The following is a 21,307-nucleotide window of genomic DNA, read 5'->3' on the forward strand; positions in this document are numbered from 1 at the left end:
ATGCACGGCCCTGCCACTTCGCCTGTCCACACTGCGCGCCGCCGTCGCCGCAGCGGATGGCGCCGGTTACGGGGCTGGCGCTGGCTGGCCGGGCTCGCCATGGCAGCGGTGGCCGCCCTGGTGGTATGGCTGCTGGTGCGCCAGGGCCTGCAGGTGGACTGGCCCGGCGTGTGGCAGGCGCTGCGTGCGCTGCCTGTGCCCACGCTGGCTGCAGCCGCAGCCCTGGCCTGGGCCGGCCACCTGGTGTACGGGTGCTTCGACCTGTTCGGTCGCCACGTGGTACGCCACAGGCTGGGCGCCGCCCGCACCATGGGCGTCACGCTGATCGCTTACCCCTTCACGCTCAACCTGGGCTCGCTGATCGGCGGCGCTTCGGTGCGCTACCGGTTGTATTCGCGCCAGGGCCTGGATGTGGGGCAGATCGCGCAGGTGATCAGCCTGTCCATCGCCACCAACTGGCTGGGCTATTGCGTGCTGGCCTGTGCGCTGTTCTGGGCCTGGACACCGCCGCTGCCCGAGGGTTGGCGCATGGGCAGCGGCCAGCTCCCTTGGCTGGGCACGGTGCTGGCCTGCGTGGCGCTGGGCTACCTGGCGCTGTGCGCGCGGCGCGGCGGGCACCGACCGCTGATGCTGCGCGGGCGACGCCTGCCGCTACCGACCTGGCGCGTGGCGCTGCTGCAATTGGTGCTGTCGTGCACCCACTGGGCGTTGATGGCCGCGTCCGTGTGGGTGCTGGCGCGCCAGCAGGTGCCCTACGCCGCGGCGCTGGCCACGGTGCTGCTGGGCGCGGTGGCCGGGCTGGTATCGCGCATCCCCGCCGGCCTGGGTGTGCTGGAGGCCGTGGGCACGGCCGTGCTGGCCGTGCACCTGCCCGTGAGCCAGGCGCTGGCCGTGGTGCTGGCCTTCCGCGCGGTGTACTACTTCGCACCGCTCGCGCCCGCGGCGCTGGCCCTGCTGGCGACCGAGCTGTGGTGGCGGCGGCATCAGCCGACCACGAGTTCTCAAGAAAAAACAGCCCCTAGCGCTTTTCAGACAAGCGCAAGCAGCTATTAATACAATAGCGAATTGAGTTCTCCTCACCGGTCATGGCCGTGCGGCGCTCCCTTATGATCGCCCTCCTCTTTGGCACCGCCCGATAGTCACGGGCCGCACCCCATGATCCGCCTCTCCGAAATCAAGCTGCCGCTGGCAGCCCTGCCCGCTGGCGCCTACGACGCCGACACCCACCCCGACGCCCTGCTGCGCGCCCAGGCCGCACAGGTGCTGGGCGTGCCCGAGTCCGCCATCGCCGCCCTGCACGTGCACAAGCGCAGCTTCGACGCGCGCAAGGCCGACCTGATGGCGGTGTACATCCTGGACCTGCAGCTCGCGGACGCGTCCCAGGCCGGCGCCCTGCTGGCACGCCATACCGGCCACCCGCACATCCAGCCCACGCCCGACATGGCCTGGCGCCCGGTGGGCTGCGCTGGCGAAGCGCCCGCACAGCGCCCGGTGGTGGTGGGCTTCGGGCCCTGCGGCATCTTCGCGGCGCTGGTACTGGCGCAGATGGGGTTCCGGCCCATCGTGCTGGAGCGCGGCAAGCCCGTGCGCGAGCGCACCAAAGACACCTGGGGCCTGTGGCGCAAGCGCGAACTGAACCCCGAGTCCAACGTGCAGTTCGGCGAAGGCGGCGCCGGCACCTTCAGTGATGGCAAGCTCTACAGCCAGATCAAGGACCCGCGCCACCTGGGCCGCAAGGTGATGGAGGAATTCGTCGCAGCGGGCGCCCCGCCCGAGATCCTGTACGTGGCCCACCCGCACATCGGCACCTTCAAGCTGGTGAAGGTGGTGGAGTCGCTGCGCGCACAGATCATCGCGCTGGGCGGCGAGGTGCGCTTCGAGCAGCGTGTGGACGACGTGATCATCGAAACCGACACCGCCGGCCGGCGCCACCTGCACGGCCTGCGCGTGCGCGATCTGGCCAGCGGCGCAGTGCAGGAGCTGCGCGCCGATCACGTGGTCATGGCCCTGGGCCACAGCGCGCGCGACAGCTTCGCCATGCTGCACACGCACGGTGTGGCCATGGAGGCCAAGCCGTTCTCCGTGGGCGTGCGCATCGAGCATCCGCAGAGCGTGATCGACCGCGCGCGCTGGGGCAAGCATGCGGGCCACCCGCTGCTGGGCGCGGCCGACTACAAGCTGGTGCACCACGCCAGCCATGGGCGCACCGTGTACAGCTTCTGCATGTGCCCCGGCGGCACCGTGGTGGCCGCCACCAGCGAGCCCGGGCGCGTGGTCACCAACGGCATGAGCCAGTATTCGCGCGCCGAGCGCAACGCCAACGCCGGCATGGTGGTGGGTGTAGACCCGCAGGACTATCCGCGCGACCCCGCGGCCTTCGAGGCCGCGCTGGGCGCAGCCCACGGCGTGGACACGTTGCCCACCGGGCAGGTGCACCCGCTGGCCGGTATCGTGCTGCAGCGCCAGCTGGAGTCGAACGCCTACCGCCTGGGAGGCGGCAACTACAACGCCCCCGCGCAGCGCGTGGGCGATTTTCTGGCGCGCCGCGCATCCACCGCGCTGGGGGACGTGCAGCCCTCGTACAAGCCTGGCGTCACGCTGGTCGGCATGGACGACGCCCTGCCCGCCTTCGCCACCGAGGCCATGCGCGAGGCCCTGCCCGCCTTCGGCCGCAAGATCCGTGGCTACGACATGCACGACGCGGTGCTGACGGGCGTGGAAACGCGCACCTCGTCACCGCTGCGCATCGGCCGCGGCGACGACTTCCAGAGCCTGAACACCGCCGGCCTGTACCCCGCCGGCGAGGGGGCGGGCTACGCGGGCGGCATCCTCTCGGCCGGCGTGGACGGCATCAAGGTCGGCGAGGCCGTGGCCTGTGCCATGCTGGGCCTGCCGCTGCCCTCCTCGGGCACGCGCGGTTCGGGCGGCGCGGCCTGAGCCGGGCCAGTTCACTGCGGCGGCGCCTTTCTCCAGACCGGCGGAAGGCTCCACGAATACCGCAACGCCAGCAGACGCACGGCCAAGCAGACCGACGCGGCAAACCAGGGCGTCAGCGTCACCCACCATTCCATGCGCTGCCCCATCACCTGGATCGCCGCCGCCAGCAATGCCGGAAGCGCGTAGATCTCCTTGTGCAGGATGATCGGTACGCGGTTGAGCAGCACGTCGCGCACCACGCCGCCGCCGACGGCCGTCACCATCCGCAGGAGGATGGGTGTGCGTGTGCAACTGTGCCGCATTCTGTCGCCGCACGACACCACCGTCCGCGGTCGATGCGCAAAACACTACTGGCAGCACACGAATGCCGCTGGGGGCAGGCGGCGCAGCGCGATGCGGCCGGAAATACCCGCTCCGACGCCAAGCTGAGGGATCAAGAAGGTGCCGCGGATCGTCGCTCAGGAGCCTGAGGAAGGACGAGAGGTGCGATCCCGCACGGCACCCCAGTGCCGTGCGGGTGCGCCCGGTTACAACCGAGAGGCCATCTCCGGCACGGCCTGGAACAGATCGGCCTCCAGCCCATAGTCGGCCACCGCAAAGATCGGTGCCTCCGGGTCCTTGTTGATCGCCACGATCACCTTGCTGTCCTTCATCCCTGCCAGGTGCTGGATGGCCCCCGAGATCCCCGCCGCGATGTACAGCTGCGGCGCAACGATCTTGCCCGTCTGCCCCACCTGCAGGTCGTTCGGGGCGTAGCCTGCGTCCACCGCTGCGCGGCTCGCGCCAATGGCCGCGCCCAGCTTGTCCGCCAGCGGGGTCATGACTTCGTTGAACTTCTCGCTGCTGCCCAGCGCCCGGCCGCCCGAGACGATGATCTTGGCGGCGGTGAGCTCGGGGCGGTCGCTCTTGGTGACTTCACGTCCGGCAAAGCTGCTCTTGCCGGCATCGGCCACGGCGGCGGTGGTTTCCACCGCGGCGCTGCCGCCCGTGGCGGGCGCCGCGTCAAAGCCGGTGCCGCGCACGGTGATGACCTTGACGTTGTCCGCGCTTTGCACGGTGGCGATGGCGTTGCCCGCGTAGATGGGGCGCTCGAAGGTGTCGGCGGAGATCACTTTGGTGATGTCGCTGATCTGCGCCACGTCCAGCTTGGCGGCCACGCGCGGGGCGACGTTCTTTCCGCTGGCGGTGGCCGGGAACAGGATGTGGCTGTAGTTGCCGGCAATCTGCAGCACCTGGGCGGCCAGGTTCTCGGCCAGGCCGTCCTTCAGGCTGGCGCCGTCGGCGTGCAGGACTTTGGCGACGCCGGCGATTTGGGAGGCGGCCTGGGCGGCGGCCTGCGCGCCTTCACCGGCTACGAGCACGTGCACGTCGCCCCCGCAGGCGAGTGCGGCGGTGACGGTGTTCAGGGTGGCGGCCTTGAGGCTGGCGTTGTCGTGTTCTGCAATGACGAGTACGGTCATGTTGTTTCTCCTGTCCTGCCTTTAGATGACCTTGGCTTCGTTCTTGAGCTTGTCCACCAGCGTGGCGACGTCGGGCACTTTCACGCCAGCGCCGCGCTTCGGGGGTTCGGCCACCTTGAGGGTCTTGAGGCGCGGGGCCACGTCTACGCCGAGGTCTTCGGGCTTGATGGTGTCCAGCGGCTTTTTCTTGGCCTTCATGATGTTGGGCAGCGTGACGTAGCGCGGCTCGTTCAGGCGCAGGTCGGTGGTGATGACGGCCGGGGTGGTCAGTTGCAGGGTTTCCAGGCCGCCGTCGACTTCGCGTGTGACGCTGACCTTGTCGCCGGCCACTTCGACCTTGCTGGCGAAGGTGGCCTGGGGCAGGTCTGCCAGGGCCGCCAGCATCTGGCCGGTCTGGTTGGCGTCGTCGTCGATGGCTTGCTTGCCCAGGATGATCAGGCCCGGTTGCTCTTTGTCCACCAGGGCCTTGAGCAGCTTGGCCACGGCCAGGGGTTGCAGCTCGGCATCGGTTTCCACCAGGATGCCGCGGTCGGCGCCAATGGCCATCGCCGTGCGCAGCGTTTCCTGGCATTGCGCCACGCCGCAGCTCACCGCGATCACTTCCGTGGCCAGGCCTTTTTCTTTGAGCCGCACCGCCTCTTCCACGGCGATTTCGTCAAAGGGGTTCATGCTCATCTTCACGTTCGCGATGTCTACGCCCGTGCCGTCCGACTTCACCCGGACCTTCACGTTGTAGTCCACCACGCGCTTGACGGGGACGAGGATTTTCATAACAAGTCTCTTTCTGCTGGGTTATCGGAGCATGCCCGCCAGGCGCTGGGAGATCAGCGCTTCGGCCTGGGACATGATGGAGTCGATGAGCTGCTGCACGGTGGGCACGTCATGGATCAGCCCGGCAACCATGCCGCAGGACCACACGCCGGCCTGCATGTCGCCCTGCTGCATGATGCGCGGGTAGACGCCGGCCACCTCGGGCGCAATGTCCGCGAAGGTGATGGCGGCGCCCAGTGCGCGCTCCTTGTCCAGCACGCGCTCGGTGGCGCTGTTGGTGAGCACGCGCTCGGTATTGCGCAGCGGGCGCATGATGAGCCGCGTATCCAGTTCGGAGGCCGCAACGATCGCCTGCTTGACGTTCTCGTGCACCGGCGCTTCCTGGGTGGCGATGAAGCGCGTGCCCATGTTGATGCCGTCAGCGCCAAGCGCCAGCGCAGCCACCAGGCTGCGCCCATCGGCCATGCCGCCCGAGGCGACGAAGGGGATCTTGAGTTCTTCGGCCGCGCGCGGCAGCAGGATGAAGTTGGGAATGTCGTCCTCGCCCGGGTGGCCGCCGCATTCAAAGCCGTCCACGCTGATCGCGTCGCAGCCGATGGACTCGGCCTTGAGCGCGTGGCGCACCGAGGTGCACTTGTGGATGACCTTGATGCCGGCCTCCTTCAGCGCGGGCATCCACTTCTGCGGGTTGTTGCCTGCCGTCTCGACGATCTTCACGCCACCCTCGATGATCGCCTTCACATAGCCCGGGTAGTCGGGCGGATTCACCGACGGCAGGAACGTGAGGTTCACGCCAAACGGCTTGTCGGTCATCGTGCGGCAGCGTGCGATCTCCTGCGCCAGCAACTCGGGCGTCTTCTGCGTGAGGCCGGTGATGATGCCCAGCCCGCCGGCATTGGAGACGGCTGCGGCCAGCTCGGCATACCCCACGTGGTGCATGCCGCCCTGGAGGATCGGGTGCTCTATGCCGAAGAGCTCGGTGATGCGGGTCTTCATGGCGCGCTCGCTCAGTCGTTGGCGATGCCCTTGTCGCGGATCACCTGGCCCCAGCGGGTGTAGTCCTGCTGCACGCGCTGGCCCATCTGGACGGGATCCATGAAATGGGCAATGGCCCCGGCGCCCAGCAGGCGGTCCTGCACTTCCTTCTCGGCCAGGATCTGGCGCACCTCATGGGCCACGCGGTCCACGACGGCCTTGGGCGTGCCCGAGGGCGCCACCAAGCCGCCCCAGGACACGGCCTCGTAGCCCTTGAAGCCTTGCTCGGCAATGGTCTTCACATCGGGCACCACGCCCACGCGCTGGGGCGATCCCACGGCGATGGCGCGCAGCTTGCCGGCCTGGATGTGCGGCAGTGCGGCGATGAGGTCCGAGTACATCACGGGCACCTGGCCGCCGATGGTGTCGGTGATGGCAGGGGCGCTGCCCTTGTAGGGCACGTGCTGCATGTCGAAGCCGCCCATCTGCTTGAGCAGTTCCATGCTCAGGTGGCCGAAGCTGCCCGTGCCCGAGCTGGTGTAATTCATCGGCACCTTCTGCGCCTTGGCATGCTGGATGAGCGAGCCCAGGTCGGTCACGTTGGGCAGCTGCGTGGGGTTCACCACGACCACGATGGGCAGGTCGTACACCATGGCCACGGGGGTGAAGTCCTTCACCGTGTCGTAGCCCGCCTTCTTGTACAGATGCGGCGCCAGCAGCGTGGGGGTGGCCAGCATCATCAGCGTGTAGCCGTCGGCCGGGCTCTTGGCGACCTGTGCGGCAGCGATCGAGCCGGAGGCACCCGCGCGGTTTTCCACCACCACGGGCTGCTTGAGACGGTCGGCCAGCTTCTGGCCCACGATGCGCGAGGCCGTGTCGGTGGGTCCGCCCGCCGGGAATGGGACGATCAGCTTGACCATCTTGTCGGGCCAGGCGGCCTGCGCCATGGCTCCGCCGGCCACACTGGCGAGCAGGGGCGCGGCGGCCAGGGCCAGTGCGGTGCGGCGGGTAATTGCAGAAAATTTCATGACGTCTCCTAGAATAAAAAAAGGTTCCAGCGCTTACCCATCAAGCGCTGGCAGCTATCTTTTAGATAGCTCACTGCGGCGGCAGCGTGAGCACGCCCTGCGCCTGCAAGGCCTGCAGCTGCTCATCGCTGAGCGCCAGCAGCCGGTGCAAGACCTCACGCGTGCCCTCTCCCAGCGTGGGCGGGGCATTGCGGATCGGCAGGCGCTGGCCGTCCAGCCGGTACGGCGGCGCGAACACCGGCGTGGTGCCCTCGACGGGGTGCGGCATGTCCTGCACCAGGCGGCCGCGGCGCGTGCGCTCGCTGGTCAGCGCTTCGTGCAGGCCTGCCACCTTGCCGCAGGGGATGCCGGCCGCGGTCAGGCGCTGCAGCAGCAGGTCGCGCGGGAAGGTGGCGATCAGCTCCTTGAGCATGGGACCCAGCTCCAGCCGGTGCTTGGCGCGGTTCACGTTGGTGGCAAAGCGCGGGTCCTCGACGATGTCGGGCCGCTCGATCACCTGGCGGCAGAACTTGTCGAACTGCGCGTTGTTGCCCACTGCAATGATCAGCGGGCCGTCAGCGGAGTCGTACATGCCGTACGGCACGATGGACGGGTGCGCGTTGCCGTAGCGCTCGGGGTCGTGGCCGAGCTTGAGCGCGTCCAGGCCGTAATAGCCGGTGATGGTGAGGCCGCAGTCGTACAGCGCCATCTCGATCAGGCGCCCGCGCCCCGTTCTGCTGCGCTGGAACAGCGCCGCCAGCACGGCCTGGCCGGCGTACATGCCGGTCATCAGGTCCACCACGGCGACACCGAACTTCAGCGGCGGCGTGCCCGCCTCGCCGTTGAGCGCCATGAGGCCGGTCTCGCCCTGGATCACCAGGTCGTAGCCGGGGCGCTTGGCCTCGGGGCCGCTGGTGTCGTAGCCGGCCACGGCGCAGTAGATGAGGTCGGGCTTGAGGGCCTTGAGCTGCTCGTAGCCCAGGCCCAGCTTCTCGGCGCCACCGGTCTTGAAGTTGTGGATCACCACGTCGCACTGCGGCAGCAGCTCGTGGACGATCTTCAGCCCCTCGGGGCTTTGCAGGTCGAGGGTGATGGACCGCTTGTTGCGGTTCATGCTGTTGTAGTAGGTGGTCTCGGTCTTGCCGATGCGCATGCCCCAGTCGCGGGTATCGTCGCCGCGACCCGGGTGTTCCACCTTGATGACCTCGGCCCCCAGGTCCGCCAGTACCTGGCCGCACAGCGGCCCGGCGAACACGCGGGAAAGATCAAGCACCCTCACGCCGTCGAGCGGAAAGTCGATGTCGTGGGTCGGTGCGTTGGATGCCATGGGCTTGTCTCCTTGGATATCGGCCAATACGAAAATCAGTGCGCGCCGCGCAGTTTCGTGTAATCGGGTGCGCGCTTTTCCAGAAAGGCCCCGATGCCCTCGCGCGATTCGGCGGTCTCCTGCGCGCGCACCATGCACTGCGCCTCCAGCTCCAGCTGCTGCTCCAGCGTGTTGCGCGGCGCGGCGCGGCACAGCTCCTTGATGCGGGCCATGGTCCACGCGGGGCCGCTGGCCACCTGCGCGGCCAGCGCCACCGCATCGGCCAGTGCCTGCCCGGGCTCGCACAGCCGGTTCACCGGGCCGAGCTGGTGCATGCGCTCGCCGCTGATGCGCTCACCCGTCAGGCACAGCTCGGTGAGCACCTGGCGGGAGACGAACTCGGCCAGGAAAGCCGTGGCGCCGCCGTCGGGCGTGAGGCCCACCTTGACGTAGGCCACGGAGAACACCGCGTTCTTTGCCGCCACCAGCATGTCGCAGGCCAGCGCCAGCGACAGGCCGGCGCCCGCGGCCGCGCCCTCCACCGCGGCGATCACGGGCTTGGGGCAGTCACGCACGGCGCGGATCAGGTCGTGCAGGCCTTCCAGCTTGGCGCGGCGCTCCGCGATGGGCAGCTCGCGGCGCTTGGCCAGCTGGCGCAGATCGCCGCCTGCGCAGAAGTGCCCGCCCTCACCGGTCAGCACCACGGCGCCGATGGTGGGGTCTGCCACCGCGTCCACCAGGGCCTGGGTGACGGCGGCATAGAACGCGGGCGACAACGCATTGCGCGCCGCCACATTGTTGTGGGACAACACGAGCACCGCGCCTTCGCGGCGGGTGAGCAGGACGCCGTCTGGCGCGCCATCCAGGGCTTTGTCGGTCACGGGCATCTCCTATGCTATTTATTTTGTAGCTATCCGCGCTTGATGCGCAATGGCTCGTGGCTATTTTTATGCTTAACCCCCTCTTCCAACGAAGAAGGGGCTCCAGAGAACCGCCTCAGGCCGCCAGGGCCATGAAGCGCTGCAGGTGGTGGTCCTCGTCGCCAAACTGGTGGTCGATCATCACCAGGCGCTTGGCGTAGTGCGCCAGCGGCAGTTCCCAGGTCATGCCGATGCCGCCGTGCAGCTGGATGCTCTCCTCGGCCACCTGCGTGCCCACGTAGCCCACGGTGTACTTGGCGGCGGACAGCGCCCGGTCGCGCGCGGCCCCCTGGGCGTTGTCGATGGCGTCGGCGGCGTTGATCACGGCCGAGCGCGCCTGCTCGACTTCCAGCAGCAGGTCGGCCATGCGGTGCTGCAGGGCCTGGAAGGTGCCGATGGCCACGCCGAACTGCTTGCGCGTGCGCAGGTATTCCAGCGTCTGGTCCTTGGCCACGTCCATCGCGCCCAGCGACTCGGCGGACAGCGCCAGCAGCGCATAGCCCGCGATGTGCTGCAGCACGGCGTGGCCCTCGCCCTCGGCGCCCAGCAGCGCGTCGGCCGGCAGTTGCACATTGTTGAAGGTGAGTTCGGCCGCACGGCCGCCCTCGAAGCGGTTGTAGGCGCGCTTGGCAATACCGGCCGCGTTGCCATCGACCAGGAACAGGCTGATGCCCGCCTCGTCCAGCGGCCCGCAGGCCGTGCGTGCCGAGACCAGCAGCAGGTCGGCCTTCTCGCCGAAGGCCACCACGCCCTTGGCGCCGTTCAGCTCCCAACCGCTGGCCGTGCGTGCGGCAGTGGTGGTCACGCGGTTCAGCTCGTAGTGGCCGCCGGGCTCGTCATGCGCCAGCGCGGCGATGGCGGTGCCGGCCACGAGGTCTTCCAGCCGCGCCTTCTGCGCGTCGCTGCCCGCGGCGATCAGCGCCTGGCCCACCACCAGCGCGCCCAGCAGGGGTTCGGCCACCAGGCCGCGGCCCAGGCTCTCGAACACCACGCTGATGTCAAAGCCCGCGCCGCCAAAGCCGCCTTCGGACTCGGGAAACAGCGCGCCGATGGCGCCCAGTTCGGCCAGCTGCGCATACACCTGCGGGCTGTGGCCCTCGTCGCCATAGGCGATGCGGTTGCGCGCCTCGATGGCGTACTGCTCGGAGACGAAGCGGCCGAGCGTGTCCGCCAGCATGCGGCGGTCTTCGGTGTGTGCGAAGTTCATGTGCTTTTCTTCCCGCGCGGTTCGGTCACAGGCCCAGGATCATCTTGGAGATGATGTTCTTCTGGATTTCGTTGGAGCCGCCGAAGATCGACAGCTTGCGGTAGTTGAAGTAGCTGGCCGCGGCGGTGGCCGCCTCGTCGATGCCGCCCACGGGCGCCTCGTTCCAGCCCTCGTACTGGGCCTCGTCGATGTAGGGCACGGCATACGGCCCCATGGCGCGGCGGATCAGCGACAGGATTTCCTGGCGGATCTCGGTGCCGCGGATCTTCAGCATGGAGCTTTCCGCACCGGGCACGCCGCCGCCGGCCACGGCGGCGATCACGCGCAGGTTGGTGGTCTTCATGTTTTCCAGGTCGATCTCCACGCGCGCCATGCGCGCGGCGAACAGCGGGTCCTGGCTCAAAGGCTTGCCGTTCTTGTGCACCTTGGCGGCGATGACCTTGAGCTTGGCCAGCGCCGAGATGCAAAAGCCCACGCCGGCGATGCCGGTGCGCTCATACGTCAGCAGGTACTTGGCGTAGGTCCAGCCCTTGTTCTCTTCGCCGACCAGGTTTTCCACGGGCACCTTCACGTCGGTGAAGAAGACTTCGTTGACTTCCTTGTCGCCGTCCAGCGTGCGGATGGGGCGCAGCTCCACGCCGGGCGCCGTCATGTCCACCAGCAGGAAGCTGATACCGGCCTGCGCCTTGGCGTCCTTGTTGGTGCGCACCAGGCAGAAGATCATGTTGGCGTGCTGGCCCTGGGTGGTCCAGGTCTTTTGCCCGTTGACGATGTAGTGGTCGCCGTCGCGCACGGCCGTGGTCTTGACCGAGGCCAGATCCGAGCCCGCGCCAGGCTCCGAATAGCCCTGGCACCACCAGTCATCGCCGTTCAGGATGCGGGGCAGCCAGTACTTTTTTTGCTGCTCGTTGCCGTACTTGATCAGCACCGGGCCGAGCATGTTCACGCCAAACGGCACGATGCGCGGGCCGCCGGCCAGCGCGCATTCGGTGTCGAAGATGAACTTCTGCACCGCGCCCCAGCCGGGGCCGCCGTGCTCCTGGGGCCAATGGTTGGCCAGCCAGCCGCGCTCGTTGAGGATGGCGTGCCATTCCTCCTGGTCTTCCTTGGTCAGGCGCTGGCCGGCCTTGACCTTGGCGGCGATGCGCGCGGGCAGCTTGTCTTTCAGGAACGCACGCACTTCGTCGCGAAATGCCTGCTCCTCGGGGGTGAATTGCAGATCCATGGGAGTCTCTTCAGAAAATTTCAAACAGCCCGGCCGCGCCCTGGCCGCCGCCGATGCACATGGTCACCACGGCCCACTTCACGGACGGGTCCTTGGCCTTGCGGCGCTGGCCTTCCAGCAAGACGTGGCCGGCCAGCCGCGCGCCCGTCATACCGAACGGGTGGCCGATGGAAATCGCGCCGCCGTTGACGTTCAGCCGCTCCATGGGAATGCCCAGTTGCCGCTGGCAGTACAGGGCCTGCGAGGCAAAGGCCTCGTTCAGCTCCCACAGGGCGATGTCTTCGACCTTCAGGCCCGCGCGCTCCAGCAGGCGCGGCACGGCGAACACGGGGCCGATGCCCATCTCGTCGGGCTCGCAGCCCGCCACCGCAAATCCGCGGAAGGCGCCCAGGGCCTGCAGGCCGCGGCGCTCGGCCTCTTTGGCTTCCATCATCACGCAGGCGGCCGAGCCGTCGGACAGCTGCGAGGCATTGCCCGCGGTGACGAACTTGCCCGCGCCCTTCACGGGCTCCAGCTTGGCCAGGCCTTCGAGCGTGGTGCCGGGGCGGTTGCAGTTGTCCATGGTGGCGACCACCTCGCGGTAGGTCACCTCGCCGGTTTCCTTGTTCTTCTCGGCCATGGTGGTGGCGCAGGGCACGATCTCGTTTTCGAACACGCCACTGGCCTGCGCGGCCGCCGTGCGCTGCTGGCTTTGCAGCGAAAACGCGTCCTGGTCCTCGCGCGTGATGCCGTAGCGCTGGGCCACCACGTCGGCGGTGTCGATCATCTCCATGAACAGCGCGGGCTTGTGCTCCACCAGCCAGGGGTCCAGGTGCGAGGCGCCGCTGCGACCGGCGGGGTTCATGAGCGAGATGCTCTCCACGCCGCCGGCGACCATGGCCGGCACGCCCTCCAGCACGATGCGCCCGGCCGCCACGGCGATCGCCTGCAGGCCCGAGGAGCAGAAGCGGTTGATCACCGTGCCGCCCACCGTCACCGGCAGGCCGGCGCGAAGCGCAGTCTGGCGGCCGATGTTGCGGCCGGTGGTGCCCTCGGGGTAGCCACAGCCCCAGACCAGGTCTTCGATCAGGCCGGGGTCGATGCCGGCGCGCTGCACGGCAGCCTGCACCGAGAAGGCCCCCAGCTGGGCGCCCGGGGTTTGGTTGAATTCGCCGCGGTGCGACTTGGTGAGCGGCGTGCGGGCGGTGGAAACGATGACGGCTTCGCGCATGGCGGGTCTCCTGGGTGTCTCGGGATGCTGTGTTTTTGATAGCTGCTAGCGCTTGTTCAATGGGCCTTCAAGCATGAAAACCCCTTTAAACCTTTGAATGACAAGCGCTGACAGCTCCTGTTTTTGATAATCGGCCAGAGAATCAAGCTGCCTTGTTCAGGCTGTCGAAGTTGCGGCCCTCGGCCACCAGCTGTTCCAGCAGCGGCGCGGGCTTCCAGAACAGCGGGTCTTCCTTGGCGAAGGCGCGGATGTCGGCCAGCACCTTGTCCAGGCCCGTCATGTCGGCCCACTTCATCGGGCCGCCGCGCCAGCGCGGAAAACCGTAGCCGGACAGGAAGGTCACGTCCACATCCAGCGGGCGCAGGGCAATGCCCTCTTGCACCACCTTGGCGCCTTCGTTGACCATGGCGGCCATGTAGCGGCGCATGATCTCGTCGGCCGTGAATTGGCGCGGCGTGATGCCCTTCCTGGCGCGCTCGGCGTCCACGATGGCCAGCACCTCGGGGTCGGGCTGGCCCACGCGGGCGCCCTGCGGGTAGAGGTAAAAGCCCCGGCCGGTCTTCTGGCCGAACCAGCCGCGCTCGCAAACGCGGTCGGCCACCTCGACGTAGCGGGCCTGAGGGTCGCGCGTGGCGGCGCGCCGCTTGCGCGTGGCCCAGCCGATGTCGCCACCGGCCAGGTCGGTCACCTGGAACGGGCCCATCGCAAAGCCGAAGCCGCGCACGGCCTCGTCGATCTCGTAGGGGCTGGCGCCGTCTTCCATCAGGTAGTCAGCCGCCTGCTTGTACACGGCCAGGATGCGGTTGCCGATGAAGCCGTCGCACACGCCGGCGCGCACGGGCACCTTCTTCATCTTCTTGGCCAGCTCGAAGGCGGTGGCCACCACGTCGGCGCTCACCTTGGCGGGTACCACGATCTCCAGCAGCTTCATGATGTTGGCCGGGCTGAAGAAATGCAGGCCGATCACGTCCTGCGGGCGGCGAGTGACGGCGGCGATGGCGTCGATGTCGAGGTAGGAGGTGTTGGTGGCCAGCACCGCGCCCGGCTTGCAGACGCGGTCCAGCTCCTGGAACACGGCCTTCTTGACATCGATGTCCTCGAACACGGCCTCGATCACCAGGTCCACATCCTGGATGTCGTCGTAGGAGGTGCTGGGCGTGTAGCGCGCCAGGATCGCGGCCTTGGCCTGCTCGGTCATGCGGCCCTTGGCGATCAGGCCGTCGTAGACCTTCTCGACGTTCTTGCGGCCGCGCGCGATGGACTCGGCGTCGCGCTCGATCATGGTCACGGTGAGGCCGGCGTCCAGCGCGGCCACGGTGATGCCTGCCCCCATGGTGCCGCCGCCGATGATGGCGATCTTGGCAAAGTGGCGCGGCGCGGCGGCCTGCGCCTCGGGGATCTTGGCGGTCTCGCGCTCGGCGAAGAACGCGTGCACCAGGCCCTGGCGCTGCGGGCTGTTCAGGCATTCGACGAACAGCGCGCGCTCCTTGGCGATGCCCTCGTCGAACGGCAGCTCCACAGCGGCGCGCACGCATTCCACGATCTTGCCGGGCGAGAACAGGCCGCGGGTCTTCTTGGCGGTCTCAAGCGCCAGCGCGTCCAGCTCGGCCAGCGCGGCGGCCTGGTCGGCAATCTTCAGGTCCCGCGTGCGGCGCGGCTGCGCGCCCTGGGCCAGCAGCTCGTTGGCGTAGGCCAGGCCGGCGGCCACGGGGTCGGAGCCTTCGACCAGTCGGTCCACCAGGCCCGCCGCGGCGGCGGCCTTGGCGCTCAAATGCTTGCCGCTGAGCATCAGCTCGGCTGCCGCCTTCACGCCCATCAGGCGCGGCGCGCGCTGGGTGCCGCCGGCGCCGGGCAGCAGGCCCAGGTTCACCTCGGGCAGGCCCAGGCTGGCCGCGGGCAAGGCCAGGCGGTAGTGCGCGGACAGCGCCACTTCCAGCCCGCCGCCCAGCGCGGCGCCGTGGATGGCGGCGACCACCAGCTTGCCGCAGGACTCCAGGCGGTTGCACACCTCGGGCAGCGACGGCGGCACCGGGGGCTTGCCGAACTCGCGGATGTCGGCACCGGCGATGAAGGCCTTGCCCTCGCCCACGATCAGCAGGGCGCGCACGGCGGCGTCGCCCTCGGCCTGCTCCACCGCGGCCAGCAGGCCGGCGCGCACCGCCTGCCCCAGGGCATTGACGGGCGGGTTGTTGATGCTGACCACCAGCACCGCGCCTTCGCGGCGGGTCTGGACTTCAGGGGCCTGGGCGGCAGGGCTCATGCGTACGTCTCCGGTGTCTCGTAACGGAAAAGTCGCATTCTTGTTCTGATAATGGTTCTTTACAATCCACAGTCAAATTGACAGAGCGTCAAATCTTTTTGAACAAATACCTACCTTCCACCGGAGCCTGACATGGACCTGAATGCCCTGACCCTGCTGGTGGAGATCGTGGACAGCGGCAACCTGAGCCAGGCCGCGCGCAAGCTGAAGATGACCCGCGCCAACGTCAGCTACCACCTGGCGCAGCTGGAGAAGTCGCTGGGCGTGCAGCTGGTCAAGCGCACCACGCGCCGCGTGGAGCCCACCGAGGTGGGGCTGCGCCTGTATGAACATGGCCGCAATGTGCGCAACGAGTTGGCCGCCGCACAGGAGACCATCACCAGCCTGGGCCAGGAGCTGCGCGGGCGCGTGGGCATCAGCGTGCCCAGCGGCTACGGCCAGATGGTGATGAGCGACTGGATGATCGAGTTCAAGCAGCTGTACCCGGGCATCGTGCTGGACGTGCTGTTCGAGAACCGCGCCGACAACCTGCGCGACGAGGTGGACATCGCCATCCGCGTGATCCAGGAGCCGCCGCTGTCGGTGGTGGCGCGCAGCCTGGGCGATGTGCGCTATGTGGCATGCGCGTCTCTGGACTACGCCGCGCGCCACGGCCTGCCGCGCACGCTGCTGGAGCTGCGCAATGCCCCGGTGATCACGGCCGGCGTGATGGGGCGCCAGTTGCGCCTGGCGGCCTACCAGGGGCTGGAGCGGCAAGAGGTGATGCTGGAGCCCACACTGATCTCAGAGCACTTTCCCTTCCTGCGCCAGGGTGTGTTGGCGGGCTTGGGCGTGGGCGTGGTGCCGGACTATGTGGTGCAGGACAAGATCGCCAGCGGCGAGGTGCTGACCGCGCTGCAGGAATACCGCCTGAGCATCTTCGGCACCCACATGTACTTGCTGTACATGCCCAACCGGCACCAGACGCGCGCGGTGCGCACCTGCATCGACTTCCTGTTGGCCAAGGCCGGCCGCAGTGCGCTGCCGCCCGCCCCGCAGGCGGCGCCAGAGGCAGCAGCGACCGGCGGTTGATCGCCGGTCGGGTTCAGCGCGGCCCCCAGCGCCCGCCGCCGCGGTACCAGCCCTGCGGGCCCTGTTGCCAGCGGTAGGGGTGCCACACGTGGCCGCGGTGCGGCGGCACGGCCCAGTAGCCCGGCGTCCATGCATAGCGCCCGCCACCCCAGCCCCAGTAACCGTTGATCCACACATGCACCGGCGAGGGCGCGACAGGAATCACCTCGGTGCGCAGCGGCGGCGGGGGCGCCGGCGCATACACCACCTCGCCCTGCGGCACGACGGGATACGCCGGCGCCACCACGCAGCCGGTCAGTGCCGCGATGGCGCTGGCGAGCGCCACGGCTGGCAGCACGCGGCGCATGCCCAGAGAAACAGGGAAGTTCATCGTCATGGCGCATTCCTGGCAGTCATGCCTTTACAACGCAAAAGCCCCTGCCGGTTGTTGACAGGGGCTTGTGAAGCGAAGGTAAAGACCGTGCGCTGGATCAGGCGCTCTGGCTGTTTTGCAGTGCGGCCACGCGCTCCTCGATGGGCGGGTGCGAGCTGAACAGCTTGCCGATGTTGCCCGTGATGCCCATGGCCTGCAGGCTCTGGGGCATGGCGCCCGGGTGCATGCCGCCCAGACGGTGCAGCGCGTTGATCATGGGCTGCTTGCGCCCCATGAGCTGGGCGGCGCCGGCGTCGGCGCGGAACTCGCGCTGGCGCGAGAACCAGGCCACGATGATGGCGGCCAGGAAGCCCAGCACGATGTCCAGCACGATGGTGGTGATCATGTAGCCGATGCCGGGACCCGAGCTGTTCTCGTCGTTCCTGCGCAGGAAGCTGTCCACCGCGTAGCCGATCACGCGCGACAGGAACACTACGAAGGTGTTCATCACGCCCTGGATCAGCGCCATGGTGACCATGTCGCCATTGGCCACGTGCGCAACCTCGTGGCCGATCACGGCCTCGACCTCCTCGCGCGTCATGCCCTGCAAGAGACCCGTGGAGACAGCGACCAGGGCCGAGTTCTTGAACGCGCCCGTGGCGAAGGCATTGGGCTCGCCCTCGTAGATGCCGACCTCGGGCATCTGGATGCCGGCCTTTTCGGAGAAGGCACGCACGGTCTCCACGATCCAGGCCTCATCCCCGTTGCGCGGCGCGTTGATGATCGTGACGCCCATGCTCATCTTGGCGATGGGCTTGCTCATCAGGAGCGAGATGATGGCGCCGCCAAAACCCATGATGAAGGCAAAGCCCAGCAGGGCGCCCAGGTTCAGGCCGTTGGCCGTCAGGTAGCGGTTCACGCCCAGCAGGCTGGCAACGATGCCCAGCACCACCACGACGGCGACGTTGGTCAGCAAAAAGAGCGCAATGCGTTTCATCGATGGCTTCTCCGTGGAAAGCGACGGTAAGGCCGCGGACAGGCGCGGCGGGCAGAAAACAAGTTGGGGATGGAGCGCGGCGCTTCAAGCCGCGCGGGCAGCGAAGGGTGCGCCTGTTGTGGTTGCGTTATGCGACGCGCGCGCTGCGGAAAACGAGGGAGTCATCATAGAAGCAAAAGTTCTCGTTCTCGGGCCACCAGCCCGGCACACCCAGAACCGGCAGGGGATTGAACGGCTTGGCCGCGAGCCATGGCGCGCTGAGGTCTCGCGCCAGCGCCTGGTCCACCATTGCTTCGCTTTTGATAGCTGCCTGCGCTTGATAGACGTGCGCTGTGATCGATTTTCGGGGTGACACCAGCTTTTCCAGAAGGGCATGGCCCAGGACCAGCAGCCGCGCCTGCCGCCACAGCGGGCGCAGTTCCACGCACAGTCGGCGCCACTGGCGCGCGGCCAGGGCTTCGTGCAAGGGTTGCGGCGCCAGCAGCACGGCGCCGTTCTCGTCGAACACCGTGACCGCGTCACGCAGCGGCCCGCGCACCGCGCCCACGCCCTGCGCAGCGATGGCGCGGGCCTGCAAGTCGTTGAGACGCCGCTTGGTAGCCGGGTAGTGCAGCCAGATCAGGCCGTTGAAGAAGTCATGCAGGTTGTCGCGCGTGGGCACGCGGCGCTGGCCATGGACGAACTGCTCATAGGCCTCGCCCGCTGGGAGTGCCTGCTGCGGCGCGAAGCGAATACCCGGCGCCAGCCCTGCGCAGTCCATGGCAGCGTTGAGCGCGTCGGCCACGCAGGCGCCGGCCTGCACGCGTGCCGCCACCCGTGGCCCCAGGACCGCCAGCGGCGCAAGCCAGGGGCGTTGCCAGTCGATGGCCGCCAACGCCTGCGCGGCGGAGGGTTCGCTCACGTGCTGGCCGGCCCACCGGCGGGCGGGGCCGGAGCACGCGCCGCGCGCTTGTCGCGCACGGCCACGCGCGAGGTGCCCTCGTCGCGGAACTCGAAGGCCTGCGTGGCCGCCAGCAGCTTGGACAGCGAGGCATAGCCGTAGTTGCGGGCATCGAACGAGGTCTTGTTGCCAATCTGCGTGCCCACCGCGCCCACGCGGGCCCAGCCGGTTTCGTCCGCGCACGCCTGCACGGCATCACGCAGCAGGTTCATGAGGCGCGTGTCCTGGCGCAGTTGGGCCGTGGGCACGCGCAGCGTGGCGGGGCACAGCGGCACGCCGGGGGCGGGCACATCCTCGGTCTTGGCGGGGGCGGGTTGCGCGGGCGCGGCCGTGGCCTCGGGCTGCGCCGGCAGGGGCGCGCCCTCGGCGTCTTCTTCGCTGACCAGCGACTCCAGGTACAGGAAACGCGAGCAGGCGTTCACGAAAGGCTTGGGCGTCTGCGCGGCGCCAAAGCCGTACACCGCCGAGCCCTTGGCCCGCAGGTGCATGACCAAGGGGGTGAAGTCAGCGTCGGACGACACGATGCCGAACGCGTCGGGCCGCTCTGAATAAAGCAGTTCCATCGCGTCCACCGTCATCGCCATGTCGGTGGCGTTCTTGCGCTTGGAGTAGTCGAACTGCTGGATCGGTCGGATGGCGAACTCCAGCAGCCGCTGCTGCCAGCCGCCCAGGCCGGACTTGGTCCAGTTGCCGTAGGCGCGGCGCACGTTGATTTCGCCCAGCGTGGACAGCTCGGTGAGGATCTCGTCGATCTTGTCGGCCGGTGCGTTGTCGGCGTCGATCAGCAGCGCAATGCGCAATTGGCGTTCCGCCATGGGTGACCTCCCCCTGTGTGGGTTGTGACGCTTTTTATGCCACCAGGCGCCAGGGCAGCGCCTCGCCCGCGCGCAGCGGCTTGAGCGCGGCTTCGCCGAAGGCGAAGCTGTCGGGCGGCGTCCAGCTCTCGCGGCGCAGCGTGACCGTGCCCGTGTTGCGCGGCAGACCGTAGAACGCCGGGCCGTGGAAGCTGGCAAAGCCTTCCAACTTGTCCAGCGCGCCCGCGTTGTCGAAGGCCTCGGCGTACATCTCGATGGCGGCGTGCGCGGTATAGCAGCCCGCGCAGCCGGTGGCATGCTCTTTCAGGTGCGCGGGGTGCGGCGCACTGTCGGTGCCCAGGAAGAACTTGTCGCTGCCGCTGGTAGCCGCGTGCACCAGCGCCTGGCGGTGCACCTCGCGCTTGAGCACGGGCAGGCAGTAGTAGTGCGGGCGGATGCCGCCGGTGAAGATGGCGTTGCGGTTGTACAGCAGATGGTGCGCGGTGATGGTGGCGGCCGTGAAGCGGCCGGCCTCCTGCACGTACTGCGCCGCCTCTTTCGTGGTGATGTGCTCGAAGACGATCTTCAACTCGGGGAAGTCGCGGCGCAGCGGAATGAGTTGCTGCTCGATGAACACCGCCTCGCGGTCGAACAGGTCGATGTCGCTGCTGGTCACCTCGCCATGCACCAGCAGCAGCAGACCGGCCTTCTGCATGGCCTCCAGCGTCTTGTAGGTCTTGCGCAGGTCGGTCACGCCCGCGTCGCTGTTGGTGGTGGCGCCTGCGGGGTAGAGCTTGGCGGCGACCACGCCCGCATCCTTGGCGCGCGCGATCTCGTCGGGCGGCAGGTTGTCGGTGAGGTAGAGCGTCATCAACGGCTCGAAGGCCACCCCCTCGGGGACGGCGGCGAGGATGCGCTGCTTGTACTCAGCGGCCTGCTGCGCCGTGGTCACCGGCGGTCGCAGGTTGGGCATGATGATGGCGCGGCCGAACTGCGCGGCCGTGTGCGGCACCACGGTGCGCAGCGGCTCCCCGTCGCGCACGTGCAGGTGCCAGTCGTCGGGGCGGGTGATCGTGAGGGTGTCGGTGGTGGCGGTCATGGACCGCATTGTCCCATCCACTACATGCGCAACACGCGCAAAAAAGAGCCCCGGCGCCGTAGCGGGCCGGGGCAAACCCCGTAGTAGGGGCGAGGGGTAAGCAAAAGAGAGCCGTAAAAGAGCGGGAGGAAGCGGTGCTCAGCAGCCCGACGGGCGGTTGGGCCGCATGGGGATCACGCCTGAAACCGTCACCCGGGCGCCCGAGCCGTCGGTGGCCGTCAGCGTCTTGTTGACCAGGCGGATGCGATCGGTGTCGCGCACCACGGCCACGTCGCTCCAGCCGTCGTCGGCGCGGAACTCGCGGTCCATGAAGGTGAAGAAGGCCTCGTACACCGACGTGGCATCGGGCTGGTAGCGGATGTCGCCAAACGCCTGGCCGCTGCCGCCCACGCGGTTGGCACCGTCGAAGCGGAAGGTGCACACCTCGGGGTAGGAGCCGATGGGGTTCTTCTTGTCCACATCGGTAAGGTTGATGTTGCCGTCGCCATACACCCCGTTGAGGCCGTCCACGGTGGAGCCGGTGACGGTCAACACGCCCAGTTGGTCGCTGGGCGTGGGATCGTCGTCGTTGCCTCCGCCGCAGGCGCTGAGAAGAAGGGCAGTGGCGGCCACCGCCGCGGCGCAGGAGGTTCTGACAAAGGTATTCATGGCGCTGTGTGCTGTTGGGGGTTGAACACCGCCAGCAACGCGTGCTGGCAACATGGGTTCGATCCTAGAAAGCGCGCCCAGGGGCGGCGTGTGAGCCACGCACGCCGCACCCTGTAGGAAAAGCCCCC

The 21,307-nt window shown here is 68.3% G+C and carries 20 protein-coding genes; 3 read left to right on the top strand and 17 right to left on the bottom strand.

Annotated elements, in window-relative coordinates:
* Entirely contained in the window at positions 1–1,053 is a 1,053-nt protein-coding gene (locus QY917_RS11700) for a YbhN family protein (protein WP_123676092.1), read from the top strand.
* Positions 1,054–1,155: 102 nt separating this feature from the next.
* On the top strand, positions 1,156–2,937 hold the full coding sequence (locus QY917_RS11705) for an NAD(P)/FAD-dependent oxidoreductase (protein WP_123676091.1): 1,782 nt from the start codon (positions 1,156–1,158) through the stop codon (positions 2,935–2,937).
* An 11-nt stretch (positions 2,938–2,948) separates the two neighbouring features.
* Here QY917_RS11705 and QY917_RS11710 read toward each other — a convergent pair whose 3' ends face one another.
* From QY917_RS11710 to QY917_RS11760, 11 genes are all read right to left on the bottom strand, one after another.
* On the bottom strand, positions 2,949–3,200 hold the full coding sequence (locus QY917_RS11710; protein ID WP_302076988.1) for a trimeric intracellular cation channel family protein: 252 nt from the start codon (positions 3,198–3,200) through the stop codon (positions 2,949–2,951).
* 264 nt (positions 3,201–3,464) lie between these two features.
* Positions 3,465–4,397: an electron transfer flavoprotein subunit alpha/FixB family protein gene (locus tag QY917_RS11715; protein ID WP_302076991.1), complete on the bottom strand. Its 933-nt coding sequence runs from the start codon at positions 4,395–4,397 to the stop codon at positions 3,465–3,467.
* A gap of 21 nt (positions 4,398–4,418) precedes the next feature.
* Positions 4,419–5,168: an electron transfer flavoprotein subunit beta/FixA family protein gene (locus QY917_RS11720; protein ID WP_302076993.1), complete on the bottom strand. Its 750-nt coding sequence runs from the start codon at positions 5,166–5,168 to the stop codon at positions 4,419–4,421.
* A gap of 21 nt (positions 5,169–5,189) precedes the next feature.
* Positions 5,190–6,164 (bottom strand): nitronate monooxygenase family protein, encoded by a 975-nt coding sequence (locus QY917_RS11725; protein WP_011806823.1) that lies wholly within the window; start codon positions 6,162–6,164, stop codon positions 5,190–5,192.
* 11 nt (positions 6,165–6,175) lie between these two features.
* A complete protein-coding gene (locus QY917_RS11730) occupies positions 6,176–7,171 on the bottom strand; it encodes a tripartite tricarboxylate transporter substrate binding protein (protein WP_123676829.1) in 996 nt (331 codons plus the stop codon).
* A 70-nt stretch (positions 7,172–7,241) separates the two neighbouring features.
* Positions 7,242–8,477, bottom strand: coding sequence for a CaiB/BaiF CoA-transferase family protein (locus QY917_RS11735; RefSeq protein ID WP_123676830.1), 1,236 nt, complete (start codon positions 8,475–8,477; stop codon positions 7,242–7,244).
* Positions 8,478–8,512: 35 nt separating this feature from the next.
* On the bottom strand, positions 8,513–9,343 hold the full coding sequence (locus tag QY917_RS11740) for an oxepin-CoA hydrolase, alternative type (protein WP_123676831.1): 831 nt from the start codon (positions 9,341–9,343) through the stop codon (positions 8,513–8,515).
* Positions 9,344–9,452: 109 nt separating this feature from the next.
* Positions 9,453–10,583: an acyl-CoA dehydrogenase family protein gene (locus QY917_RS11745; RefSeq protein WP_123676832.1), complete on the bottom strand. Its 1,131-nt coding sequence runs from the start codon at positions 10,581–10,583 to the stop codon at positions 9,453–9,455.
* A gap of 25 nt (positions 10,584–10,608) precedes the next feature.
* Positions 10,609–11,808 carry an acyl-CoA dehydrogenase family protein gene (locus tag QY917_RS11750; protein ID WP_123676833.1) on the bottom strand — a complete coding sequence of 400 codons (1,200 nt, stop codon included), beginning with the start codon at positions 11,806–11,808 and terminating at the stop codon, positions 10,609–10,611.
* 10 nt (positions 11,809–11,818) lie between these two features.
* Positions 11,819–13,018 carry an acetyl-CoA C-acyltransferase gene (locus QY917_RS11755; protein ID WP_123676834.1) on the bottom strand — a complete coding sequence of 400 codons (1,200 nt, stop codon included), beginning with the start codon at positions 13,016–13,018 and terminating at the stop codon, positions 11,819–11,821.
* 142 nt (positions 13,019–13,160) lie between these two features.
* Positions 13,161–15,278: a 3-hydroxyacyl-CoA dehydrogenase NAD-binding domain-containing protein gene (locus tag QY917_RS11760; RefSeq protein ID WP_123676835.1), complete on the bottom strand. Its 2,118-nt coding sequence runs from the start codon at positions 15,276–15,278 to the stop codon at positions 13,161–13,163.
* A gap of 132 nt (positions 15,279–15,410) precedes the next feature.
* Between QY917_RS11760 and QY917_RS11765 the strand changes: the two genes are divergently transcribed.
* Positions 15,411–16,349, top strand: a complete 939-nt coding sequence (locus QY917_RS11765) for a LysR family transcriptional regulator (protein ID WP_123676836.1) — start codon at positions 15,411–15,413, stop codon at positions 16,347–16,349.
* 13 nt (positions 16,350–16,362) lie between these two features.
* Here the strand turns inward: QY917_RS11765 and QY917_RS11770 are convergent, their stop codons facing one another.
* The 6 genes from QY917_RS11770 to QY917_RS11795 form a co-directional block, all read right to left on the bottom strand.
* On the bottom strand, positions 16,363–16,725 hold the full coding sequence (locus QY917_RS11770; protein WP_011806832.1) for a YXWGXW repeat-containing protein: 363 nt from the start codon (positions 16,723–16,725) through the stop codon (positions 16,363–16,365).
* Between the two features lie 94 nt (positions 16,726–16,819).
* Positions 16,820–17,698: a protease HtpX gene (gene htpX, locus QY917_RS11775; protein WP_088888315.1), complete on the bottom strand. Its 879-nt coding sequence runs from the start codon at positions 17,696–17,698 to the stop codon at positions 16,820–16,822.
* Positions 17,699–17,825: 127 nt separating this feature from the next.
* On the bottom strand, positions 17,826–18,599 hold the full coding sequence (locus QY917_RS11780) for a DUF3025 domain-containing protein (RefSeq protein WP_123676837.1): 774 nt from the start codon (positions 18,597–18,599) through the stop codon (positions 17,826–17,828).
* Positions 18,596–19,453 (bottom strand): NYN domain-containing protein, encoded by an 858-nt coding sequence (locus tag QY917_RS11785; RefSeq protein WP_123676838.1) that lies wholly within the window; start codon positions 19,451–19,453, stop codon positions 18,596–18,598. The genes QY917_RS11780 and QY917_RS11785 overlap by 4 nt, the downstream gene beginning before the upstream one ends.
* A gap of 34 nt (positions 19,454–19,487) precedes the next feature.
* Entirely contained in the window at positions 19,488–20,531 is a 1,044-nt protein-coding gene (pyrC, locus tag QY917_RS11790; RefSeq protein WP_123676853.1) for a dihydroorotase, read from the bottom strand.
* A 138-nt stretch (positions 20,532–20,669) separates the two neighbouring features.
* Positions 20,670–21,179, bottom strand: a complete 510-nt coding sequence (locus tag QY917_RS11795; protein ID WP_088888312.1) for a hypothetical protein — start codon at positions 21,177–21,179, stop codon at positions 20,670–20,672.
* Between the last annotated feature and the right edge of the window lie 128 nt (positions 21,180–21,307).

It is taken from the genome of Diaphorobacter sp. C33, assembly GCF_030503915.1.
In the GTDB taxonomy this organism is placed as follows: domain Bacteria; phylum Pseudomonadota; class Gammaproteobacteria; order Burkholderiales; family Burkholderiaceae_C; genus Diaphorobacter; species Diaphorobacter nitroreducens.